Genomic DNA, 10719 nt, shown 5'->3' with positions numbered 1-10719 from the left:
TTAAAATCTTGGTCGAAAAAAGGGGCTGTCAACTTTGTGCCAGCCCTTCTTTTTTCAATCGGCAGTCTGCTGGCAAAGCTAAACGACGACGTGCGTCAGGACTATGCATACGACAACGGTGACCGACTGCTATCGATCAAACGTAAGCCGACGGACTTAGGCTGAAAACTGGGCGTCACCGCTGAAAAGATCGACTTCGCCTACGACCTGCTCGGCCGCCTCGTCAAAGAAACCACGCCTCAGGGCGCGCTGGCCTACGAGTACGATCCGCTCAGCAACCTGACCACGCTGACCCTTCCTACCGGCCAGCACCTGAACCACCTGTACTACGGCAGCGGTCATCTGCATCAGCTCAACCTCGATGGCCAGTTGATCAGCGACATGGAACGCGACGACCTGCACCGCGAGGTCTACCGCACCCAGGGCAAACTCACCAGTTGCTTCGGCTACGACAGCATGGGCCGCAAAGCGTGGCAGTACGCAACCACCCTGCCTGCGGAAAAACTGTCACAGATTCAGAACCCGCTCATAAAACCAGAGCGCTACGTCGAACACGCCTACAACCCGGTTCACCGCCGCTACGAATACGACCCGGCCGGTGAACTGAGCCGTACCCTCGACAAACTGCGCGGCGAAACCCAGTACGAATACGAAGCCAACGGCCAGTTGCTAGCGCGCAACACCGGCCGAGTGGTCGATGGAGAAGAGTTCCGCTACGACGCTGCGGCCAACCGCCTCAACTTCAACACCAGCCGCTTCGATCACGTCAAAGACAACCGCCTCAAACAGTGGGCGAACCACGAGTACAAATACGACGCCTGGGGCAACCTGATCGAAAAAGTCGTCGGCATCGTGCGCTGGCAGACCTTCACCTACGACTGCGAAAACCGCCTGGTCAAAACCGAGACCATGGCTGACACGCAGGTGGAAAGCACCAGCAGCTACCAGTACGACAGCCTTGGCCGAAGAGTCGCCAAACAGTCCGAGATCAAAGGCCGCACCGACCACAAACGCTTCCTCTGGCAAGGCCTGCGGATGCTGCGCGAAGAAAGTCCCGGCCAGAGCAGTCTGTATATCTACGAGCCCGGCAGCTATGCACCGTTGGCGCGTGTTGACGAGAAAGAAGGCGAAGTCGAGAACAAGGTCTACTACTTCCACACCGACCAGATTGGTACACCGCTGGAAATGACCGATGCCGAAGGGCAGATCGTCTGGCAGGCGAAGTACCGGGCATGGGGAGCGGTTGAGAAGCTGGTGGTGAACGAGGTTGAGCAGAACCTGCGGTTTCAGGGGCAGTATTTTGATGTCGAGACGGGGCTGCATTACAACACGTTTCGGTATTACGACCCGGAGATTGGGCGGTTTATAACGCAGGATCCGATTGGGTTGTTGGGTGGGTTTAATCTTTATCAGTATGCCCCTAATACCAACGGATGGATTGATCCGTTTGGACTAACTGGATTTTTTACACCCTCCTCATTCACCGCTCCATCCGGTAGTACACATACAGTTTATCAGCAAGTTATAGACTGGGACCTACCTGTCAATACAAGGGAAGGAGTAAAGACCAACTTGGATCTCGCATCAGAGGGGAGAAGTCCATTTGTTGTTAAGAATGGCAGTTATTCTCAGCTTAATCTCCATCATTCTAAACAAGATGGGTTAGGCTCTCTCTTCGAGTTATCTGCCGATACACATAAAAAATTTGGTAACACTAACGCGTTGCATCCTCATCTACCTGCACAGCATCCGATCAACCCTGTTAATAGAGACCTATTCAACGGTGATCGCGGCGCTTACTGGGAAGGACGTGCGCAAACAGAAATTAACAGAAGAGCCGGGAGCCCTAAGCTTTCGGGAAACTGCGGATAAAGTTATGATATCGAAAAAACTGATAGATTTTTTTAAGCAACAAGGCTGGTGGTATGAAGATGCAAGCGCAGATTATGAAGTGGAGCTCAAGAAGCTGGGTATTGACTTATCGTCTGATTTCGCTCAGTTCTACTTACACGTAGAAGACGGTCCAACATTCATGCAGCACGGAAAGGAAATATATCAGGTATGCTGGTTCTCTAAAAATACTAATTTTGACTTAGATTTGAAGAACACACATGAAACATTGCAGCTCCCACAGGAGTATATTCCGCTAGATAGCTTCGAAGGCGAAAGTGGCTATTTCTATAATAGAGACACTGGCGAGGTACTTAGCGTATCTTTGGGAAATGAGCTCTTGGATTTCAAACAAGGAAAATTGAGACCTCAGTGGGCAAATTTTAACGACTTCTTGGAAAGTTATTTCGAACAGGCTTGACGATTTAACGATTAATGCTGCGCAAATAAAAACCTTTGCGATTTAAGCTTAGGTCCAAATCATTCATATTGAATTAGCTGCAGAGGGTTTTGAAAAAACAGAGTAGGAAGTTTTATTTTCTTTTTGATAGGGCATCTGGCTTTTGCTGCTAGCCTTTGCCCTAATAAGAATAGACTCATTTAGACTGCAAAAAATATAATTAGTCTAAGTGAAGCTTGTAAGAAAGCTTGTTGCTAGTATTTTGTAACTCTGGCTTTTTAGAGGCTTTGCATTTTCACGATGAGATAGCCCTATCGCCACAGTAGTGATCTTTAAAAATTTGACTGAGATGGGCAACTTCAATACCGTCCTAGCCTTGTACCAAGGTGATAAAAACTTTGCCATGAAAGCGACTTGGATTGCCTTATCAACATCAAAGGTGCAGCGAGCACCTCGTCAATGTCGAATAATTCGATCACCTGTTCGCCGTCACCGATGCCCTGAACAACACCACCACGCTGGAACGCAAGCCCGACGGCGAAGTGCTGCGCATCAACCACCCGGATGGCAACAGCGAGACCTTTACCTACAACGAACTGGGCCAGGTCCTGACCCACACCGACGGCAAAGGCCAGACCACCCAACTGCTGCGCAACGGCCGTGGCCTGCCCAAATGGCGACAGGATGCCAAAGGCCAGACCATCACTTACGAATACGACAAGGCCATTCGCCTCGTCGCCCTGACCAACGAAAACGATGCGACCTACAACTTTACCTAGCGGGTGTAGAGCGGAAGAATCGAGTGGCATCGGCGTAGTACACCACCCGAAAACTCCATACACTCAGCACCCTGATCATAAAAACGCCAGAACACAGGATTTCCCGGAAGAAAGACGTCACCCCAATGGAACATCAGGAGCAGCACCATGAGCACAGCAGATCAGACGCGCAACACTGGCACCTACAGCGCCAGGTGGCAGGAGCGCTTCAATTTCTTCGAGACGTACGGTGCGCCGAACGACCCGCGGTTCAAGGCCGGCCTCAAATCACTTCCTGGCTTCAGGAAGAAAATGCGGATCAATTTCAACGTCATCGCGTATTTCTTTGGCCCCATTTATTTCTTCGTGCTGGGCCTGTGGAAAAAAGGCATTGCGTTGATTGGCATAATGCTCGCGACCAACGCCTTGATCCTTCTGGTATGTACGCTTTTGGGAACCGAGGTTCCTTACGCGCTGGGGGGAGGTCTGAATGTGGCCTTCTCGCTGATGTATGCCTTGACCGTCAATTATTCGTACTACCTCAAAGAAGTAAAAGGCGAGCAAGGCTGGAACCCGTTCAAGGGCATGCGTCTTTAACCCGAAAAGATAACCGATGACACTCTACCCTTGCCGAGCATGAGGGTTCGCGGTTCATCGACCCATGCCATGTTCAGCCAGCGTTATATTTGAATCAGTCATTCAGGTAATTGCCACATGGATGCGAAGCCAGGACTCCAATGACAGCGCCCTCTTCCCCCGCAGCCTTGCTGCCACTGAAAGTCATTGCGACTGGCGTAGCGGTGCCCGCAAATCGAGTGGACTCGTCTGCGCTGGACACGTTATTGAACAAGCCTGCGGGTTATGTCGAAAAGCGCTCGGGCGTGCATTGCCGGTTTCACGCAACACTCGATGCCAGCCAGGCCGAACTTGCAGCGCAAGCGCTCCAGGACGCTTTGACCAGGGAGCAGATTCCGGCGAACTCGATTGATCTGCTGATCTCGGCATCAGCAGTACCCATGCAAGCATTGCCCTGCACGGCCGCACTGATTCTGAAGGCCGCCCATCTGCCGTCGGGTACTCCCGGCTTTGATATCAACAGCAGTTGCGTCGGCTTCATTACAGCGCTACAGGTCGCTGCCGGCTTGCTCAATGCGGGGATCTACAAACGCATTGCGGTCGTGTCGGCAGATCTCGTTTCACGCGGTATCGACTGGGATGACGAAGAAAGCTCGCTGATCCTCGGCGACGGAGCAGCCTGCGCCATTGTCGAACGCGGTGACGGCAGCAGCGGCATTCTGAGCAGCCTGTCCGAGACTTATCCACAGGGCAGCGACCTGTGTGAGATTCAAGCAGGCGGTACACGCCGCAATCCGCGTACAGGCATGACTGACAGTGACTTTCTGTTCCATATGAAGGGCAAGCAGCTGTTTCGTCAGGCTGCCGCGTTGATCGAGAGCTACCTCGCACGCCTGTTGGAAAGGAGCGGATTGAAGCTTGCCGAGATCGCCACCGTGGTCCCCCATCAGGCCAGCCATCTTTCGCTTGAGCACATGCGAAAAAGGCTTGGAGTACGGCCTGAGGTACTGGTGGATATTTATCGCTATCACGGTAACCAGGTCTCGGCATCGATTCCGACGGCGCTGCATACTGCTTTTACCACCGGCCGCTTTACACCCGGCAAACCCGTGATGCTGATCGGTACCGCTGCCGGTTTGACATTGGCGGGCATGGTGCTGCTGCCATGAAGGTTCTGCTGACCGGCGCCACCAGTGGCCTCGGACGCAATGCGGCAGAGTGGCTATTGAATGCAGGCCATAGGGTACATGCCACCGGACGTGACTCGGCAGTGGGGAATCTGCTGCGAGAACAAGGAGCGGCGTTCACCGCCCTGGATCTGACCCGGGCTACAGCACAGCAATGCGAGCAATTGATGCTCGGCAGTGACGTGGTCTGGCACTGCGCGGCAAAGTCTTCTCCCTGGGGTAGCGAGGCCGAGTTTCATGAGGCCAATGTAGTCGTCGCAGAAAAGCTGGCCGAGGCAGCGGGCCGCTGCGGCGTTTCGCGCTTCGTGCACATATCCACGCCTGCGATCTATTTCGACTTTCAAGACCATGAGCGTATTGACGAGCAATACCGTGCCCGACGATTCGCCAATCACTACGCCAGCAGCAAGTACCAGGCAGAACAATCCATACAGGCGCTGGTACCGCTTTATCCACAGACCACGTTTATTATCCTGCGGCCCCGTGGCTTATTCGGCCCCCATGACCGGGTGATTCTGCCCCGGATTCTGGGCCAGATAGAACGCGACCGCGGCGTGCTGCGTTTGCCCGGCGGTGGTGAGGCGGTACTGGACCTGACGTTTGTACTGAACGTTGTGCACGCCATGGATCTGGCCAGCCATAACAATTCTTTGTCTTCAGGCGCCGCCTACAACATCACCAATCACCAGCCTATGCGGTTAGTGGATACGTTGCATTTGTTACTGCACGATCAACTCGGCCTTCGTTATCGTGTTCAGCCCATGCCCTATAGGTTGCTTCACACACTGGCGATTGCACTTGAGTTGCTGGCCTCTGTAACGCGTAAGGAGCCCGTGCTGACCCGCTACAGTGTGGCAGCGGTGAACTTCGATATGACCCTGAGCCAGACGCGAGCCATTGAAGAGTTGGGCTACCGACCTCGGTATACGATGGAAGAAAGTATTCAGCTCACTGGGCAATGGCTCAAGTCTCAAGCGGTGAAGCGCCATGGCTAGCATCACCACTTTCGAAGTGGGTTACTGCACGCATATCGGCTGCATGGCGTTGCAAGGCGCTGGCCTGCGGGTCTGCAAATTTCCATCCAGGGCGTATCTGCTGGAGGTCGGCGATCGCCGCTGGTTATGGGATACCGGCTATGCCAACCATTTTCAGGAGCATACCCGTTCAGGGGTGTTCCGCATCTACAGCCAGGTTACCCCGGTATACCTGGATGCGGGTGAAACGCTGCTGGATCAGCTGCGTAATGCGGGTTACGCGGCCAACGACATTCAGGCGCTGATTATTTCCCACTTTCATGCCGATCACATCGCCGGCCTGCGGGACTTCAGTCATCTCGACTTTATCTGCTCGGGCGAAGGCTGGCAGAAAACCCGCTCATTACGTGGCATCGCCGCGCTCAAGCGCGCCTTCGTACCAGGACTGATTCCCGAAGGTTTCGAAGCAGCGTTGCAGTTCGTGGAGGGCTTTGAGCAGGTGAGCCTGTCTGCACAGTTGGCCCCGTTTACACATGGCTACGAACTACCGGGCAGTGACGGGCAGATTGTTCTGGTGCCACTACCAGGTCATGCCGCCGGACACCTGGGGGCATTTATTCTCACTGACGAGGGCTGGACACTGCTGGCCAGTGATTCAGCGTGGTCGCCGCTGAGCTATCAAGAATTACGCGGGCCTTCTGTGCTTGCCAACGTGCTGATGGACGACAGCAAGGCCTACTACCAGACGCTGAACCGTCTGAACCTGTTGTGGGCAGCAGGCCATGTGGATATTCGTTTGTGCCACGAGGGCGATTTATGATCCCGGTGATGACGCTCTGGCACTACTGGCGAGCACGTCGTTTGCGTTTTTCCAGTCGCCAGGCACTGGAGCGTTTTCAGAGCAGGCAACTGAAACGCTTCGCCCGACAGGTGCTGGCCAACAGTCCGTACTTTCAGCCTTACAGCGTTCTGCCGTTCAAAGAATGGCCGCTGATGGACAAGGCGCTGATGATGACGCAGTTCGACCAGATGAACACTGCGGGCCTGCAACGCGATCAGTTGCTGGCCTGCGCAAGGCGCGGCGAAGCCGAGCGCGACTTCACGCCACGCCTCGGCCGCTTTAGCGTCGGGCTGTCCTCGGGCACGTCAGGGCAGCGTGGCGTTTTCGTCGTCAGCCCGCAGGAACAGCAGATCTGGGCGGGCGGGATGCTTGCCAAGATGCTGCCAGAGGGTATTTTCGCGGGTGAGCGAGTGGCACTTTTTCTACGTGCGGACAGCAACCTGTACCACAGCGTGGACAATCGCTGGTTGAGCCTGGCCTTTTACGATCTGTTTTCACCATTCCTTGAGCAATTGCCTCGCCTGCAAGCGCAGGCACCGACCATCATCGTGGCACCGGCACAGGTGCTACGCGCCTTGGCGCTGGCCGTTCTGGACGGGCAGATTCAACTCGACGTTAAGAAGGTGATCTCCGTTGCCGAAGTCCTGGACGCGCAGGACCGTCAGTTACTGAATACGGTGTTCCGCGAGGTCGGCGAGGTCTATCAGGCAACCGAAGGTTTTCTGGCCGCCACGTGCTCTCATGGCACGCTGCATTTGAACGAAGAGTTCGTGCATATCGAGCCCCAGTGGCTTGATGAGCAGCGCTTCACGCCGTTGATCACCGACTTCACTCGCAGCACCCAGCCTATCGTACGCTACCGACTGGATGATGTACTGGTCAGGCAATCCGAGCCCTGCCCGTGTGGTCAGCATTCGATGGCAATTTCCCGAATCGAAGGTCGCCGCGACGATCAGCTTTCGCTGCCCGACCAGCACGGTGAGATGCAGATTATCTTTGCCGACCTGTGCAGTCGGGCAATTGCCAATGCACTGCCACTGACCAGTGACTACCGCTTGATTCAGCTTTCGAAAACCCGGCTGCAGCTGATTGCAGACTGTACGCAAACCGAACTGGAGCACAGCCGCAGACAACTTGTCGCCCTGTTCACACAACAGGGTATTGCCACTGACAAACTTGAATGGCAACTGACGGTGCAGAACGTGATGCCGAACTTTGATCGAAAACGACGCCGTATTGTCCGGCAGGCAAAAGCATGAACACCCCAATGATGTTTCGGTTGTGGCACATGCTGCTTGGCTGGGGTTCGGTCGGTCTGATCTATACGCTGACCGACCATTTGCAGAGCACCGGCCAGGTCATGACACCCTCGCCGCTCGACCGAATGATCGCATTCACGCCGCACGCCATCTGGCTGTACCTGTCGTTCTTCGTGGTTGTTCCACTGGGCTATCTGATGACCCCACTCGATCGGGTGCGCTGGCTGTCTCGCGCCATGCGTCTTACCGCACTGGGTGCCGGAACGGTCTATCTGCTGTGGCCGACAACGATGGTTTACCCTGTCGATGAGGGCACAACGTTAAGCTCTACACTGCTGGCAGCACTGACCTATGTGGACTCGCCCCAGAATTGCCTGCCATCCCTGCACATGGCCCTGATGGTGCTGGCAGTCTGGGGGATCAGTGCAGCAAGGCGTAGCGCGCGTACTGCAGTGTTTGTCTTATGGGTGGTCGCCATTGCCTATTCGATCCTGCAATTGCGCCGTCATCTGTTCATCGACGTGGTCAGTGGCGCCGTGCTCGCACTGGTGGCGGGTATGCTGGTCGATGCGCTCGGCCGAAGCAGGCCAGTCGCACTTAAAGGGAATATGCAATGAGCGATCTGGCCATTCCGATCATCATCATGCTGCTGGCCGTAACAGGCGAGGCCGTCATTCTGCAGTGGATGCAGCGCAAGCCGGTTGACTGGCATGACGTGGTGTTCAATCTGAATTCCGGCCACCTCATGCTATGGCTGTTCCGTGGCCTGGAAGTCATCTGTTACGGACTTGTCGCCGCGTACTTGAGCCTTGGCCTGCTGGATACATGGCCGCCTCTATTGATCTGGGCGTTCGCATTGCTGGCCTGGGATTTCTGTTTCTACTGGCTGCACCGTCTGCATCACCACGTTGGCGTACTCTGGGCCGTGCATGTGGTGCATCATCAGGGCGAGCACTTCAACCTGTCCCTGGGCGTGCGTAATTCATGGTATTCGTCACTCACCTCGATTCCGTTCTTCATTCTTCTGGCCGTGCTGGGGGTACCCCTGCATGTGTTTGTCACAGTGTCGATCCTGCATTACTCGATGCAGTTCTTTAACCATAATGCGCTGACACCCAGGCTGGGCGTGCTTGAGAAGATTTTCGTTACTCCGACCCATCATCGCGTGCATCACGTCAAAGACCGGACCTACTCAGACAAGAACTTCGGCGGTACTTTCATTTTCTGGGACAAGCTGTTCGGCACATTTTCCAGGCTGCCCGATGTGCCTTACACGTTTGGAATCGGAGGGCCTCGCTCTTCCGCAAATCCGTTCTGGGCCAGCAACGTACCTTTTCTGCATTACCTGCGACTGTCGATAAAATCGAACGAACCGACCCGCTCGCGCGTTTCGGGTTTGAGCATTTTCAGCGGCGCGTTGCTGCTCTTCGCGCTGGTGGTGGGCTATATCTATCAATATGGCTATGGCTACAGCGACATCACTTGGCCGCAGGTCGTCCTGTTCGTCTTTCTTGTGGTGGGCTCGGTGGCGCTGGGAGGAATGACCGAAGCGAGGACCTGGAGTATTCCCGTCTGGCTAATAGTCAGCCTGGGGCTGGCGTTGCTTTTTCTGGGTTATTACGGCTGGTCGCAGGTTTACTGGCAATTGCCGATGGTCGCCCTCGCCCTGCACGGCGCATGGGTGGCCGTGTCTTCTCGCGGCTACAACCTTTCAGCCGCAAATCCGGTGAAAAAACATCATGGCTGAGTCACTTGCCCCCCTGTCATTTCCTGCCGATGGCGAACAGGCATTTCATCACGCCCTCAAGCAGGCGGCGCACGCCTACCTGGCAGACGACCATCGCTACGCAAGCATTCGGCAAAAGGTGACGGCAATGCTCCTTACCCTGCTGTGCGGCGGTTTTTATGCCTCGAGCCTTATGCAACACAATGCGTGGGCATTCGTGGGCTGCTATTTCCTGTTTGTCCTGACAGGCATGCTACTCAACGTGATGGTGTTTCACGACGCCACCCACAATGCTTTTTTCCGGGCGGCCTGGGCAAACCGGCTGGTGGGCAGGTTGATGACCTTGCCGCTCGGGATTGATCCGGATTACTGGCGAGTCAGGCATGTGCAGTTTCATCATGCCTATGCCAACGTTGAACATTACGATCTGGACACCGAGGAAAATGGCGTCCTGCGACAGACGCCCTTCCAGGGCTGGCGGAAGCACATGCGTTATCAACATCTTTACTGGCCCATGGTCGCGGCGTTGTCGCTGCCCTATATCTCATGGATATTCGACTGGTCGGACCGCCTTGGGAAGACGCCGCTCAAAGCCAAAAGCATTCTTCCGGGAAACAAAGGCTGGGCGGTATTTCTGGCCAGCAAGGCATGCCATCTGCTGCTGGTACTGATAGTGCCGCTGGTGATATTCGAGGGCAGCTGGACGACGGTGCTGATCGCGTACTTTTTGAGCCAGATGCTTGCCTCTCTCTGGGTGGTATTTCTGCTGCTCGGCACGCACTGGGCAGAAGCGGAGTTCTATCAGCCATCAGACAGCCCGTTGATGCCACACGGCTGGTATCGACATAACTTCGCGACAACCTGCGACTGGCAAACCTCTCCACGCTGGCTGCACCATGCCGTGGGCGGGCTGAACTTTCATCTGACTCATCACCTGTTCCCTGGCTGGAGTCATCGACACTACCCGGCACTGGCGAACATCATTGCCGATCTGGCCCCCCGCCACGGTCTGCACTATCGCTGCATCGACTACCGTGAGTTGCTCAGGCAGCAGCGAAAGTTCTTGCGCAGTATGGGGCAGGACACGCAGGTGACGAACATCACCTGA

At 55.1% G+C, this 10719-nt stretch carries 10 protein-coding genes and 2 pseudogenes; all 12 read left to right on the top strand.

What is annotated here, in order from left to right; translation table 11 throughout:
* Positions 1-57: 57 nt before the first annotated feature.
* Positions 58-1455: pseudogene (locus tag BLR16_RS25730) on the top strand (RHS repeat-associated core domain-containing protein); the annotation flags it as partial.
* 117 nt (positions 1456-1572) lie between these two features.
* Positions 1573-1872 (top strand): HNH/ENDO VII family nuclease, encoded by a 300-nt coding sequence (locus BLR16_RS29005; RefSeq protein WP_201769829.1) that lies wholly within the window; start codon positions 1573-1575, stop codon positions 1870-1872.
* A 4-nt stretch (positions 1873-1876) separates the two neighbouring features.
* The gene (locus BLR16_RS25725; protein WP_074806916.1) at positions 1877-2311 is read left to right on the top strand and encodes an SMI1/KNR4 family protein; all 435 of its coding nucleotides are present in this window, start codon (positions 1877-1879) and stop codon (positions 2309-2311) included.
* A gap of 455 nt (positions 2312-2766) precedes the next feature.
* Positions 2767-3063: pseudogene (locus tag BLR16_RS25720) on the top strand (RHS repeat protein); the annotation flags it as partial.
* Between the two features lie 153 nt (positions 3064-3216).
* Positions 3217-3645 (top strand): DUF2628 domain-containing protein, encoded by a 429-nt coding sequence (locus BLR16_RS25715; protein ID WP_074806913.1) that lies wholly within the window; start codon positions 3217-3219, stop codon positions 3643-3645.
* Between the two features lie 140 nt (positions 3646-3785).
* The gene (locus BLR16_RS25710) at positions 3786-4793 is read left to right on the top strand and encodes a 3-oxoacyl-[acyl-carrier-protein] synthase III C-terminal domain-containing protein (protein ID WP_074806910.1); all 1008 of its coding nucleotides are present in this window, start codon (positions 3786-3788) and stop codon (positions 4791-4793) included.
* Positions 4790-5806: an NAD-dependent epimerase/dehydratase family protein gene (locus tag BLR16_RS25705; protein ID WP_074806907.1), complete on the top strand. Its 1017-nt coding sequence runs from the start codon at positions 4790-4792 to the stop codon at positions 5804-5806. The genes BLR16_RS25710 and BLR16_RS25705 overlap by 4 nt, the downstream gene beginning before the upstream one ends.
* Positions 5799-6605: an MBL fold metallo-hydrolase gene (locus tag BLR16_RS25700; RefSeq protein WP_065350908.1), complete on the top strand. Its 807-nt coding sequence runs from the start codon at positions 5799-5801 to the stop codon at positions 6603-6605. The genes BLR16_RS25705 and BLR16_RS25700 overlap by 8 nt, the downstream gene beginning before the upstream one ends.
* A complete protein-coding gene (locus BLR16_RS25695) occupies positions 6602-7885 on the top strand; it encodes a F390 synthetase-related protein (RefSeq protein WP_072367161.1) in 1284 nt (427 codons plus the stop codon). Before BLR16_RS25700 ends, BLR16_RS25695 begins: the two co-directional genes overlap by 4 nt.
* Positions 7882-8502 (top strand): phosphatase PAP2 family protein, encoded by a 621-nt coding sequence (locus BLR16_RS25690; protein WP_074806903.1) that lies wholly within the window; start codon positions 7882-7884, stop codon positions 8500-8502. Before BLR16_RS25695 ends, BLR16_RS25690 begins: the two co-directional genes overlap by 4 nt.
* Entirely contained in the window at positions 8499-9632 is a 1134-nt protein-coding gene (locus tag BLR16_RS25685; RefSeq protein ID WP_074806899.1) for a sterol desaturase family protein, read from the top strand. Before BLR16_RS25690 ends, BLR16_RS25685 begins: the two co-directional genes overlap by 4 nt.
* Positions 9625-10719 carry a fatty acid desaturase family protein gene (locus BLR16_RS25680; protein ID WP_003372977.1) on the top strand — a complete coding sequence of 365 codons (1095 nt, stop codon included), beginning with the start codon at positions 9625-9627 and terminating at the stop codon, positions 10717-10719. Before BLR16_RS25685 ends, BLR16_RS25680 begins: the two co-directional genes overlap by 8 nt.

The organism is Pseudomonas sp. BS3767 (genome assembly GCF_900099665.1).
Classification (GTDB): domain Bacteria; phylum Pseudomonadota; class Gammaproteobacteria; order Pseudomonadales; family Pseudomonadaceae; genus Aquipseudomonas; species Aquipseudomonas cerasi.
The sequence above is the reverse complement of the archived record's forward strand: the minus strand, read 5'-3'. Positions and strand labels throughout refer to the sequence as shown.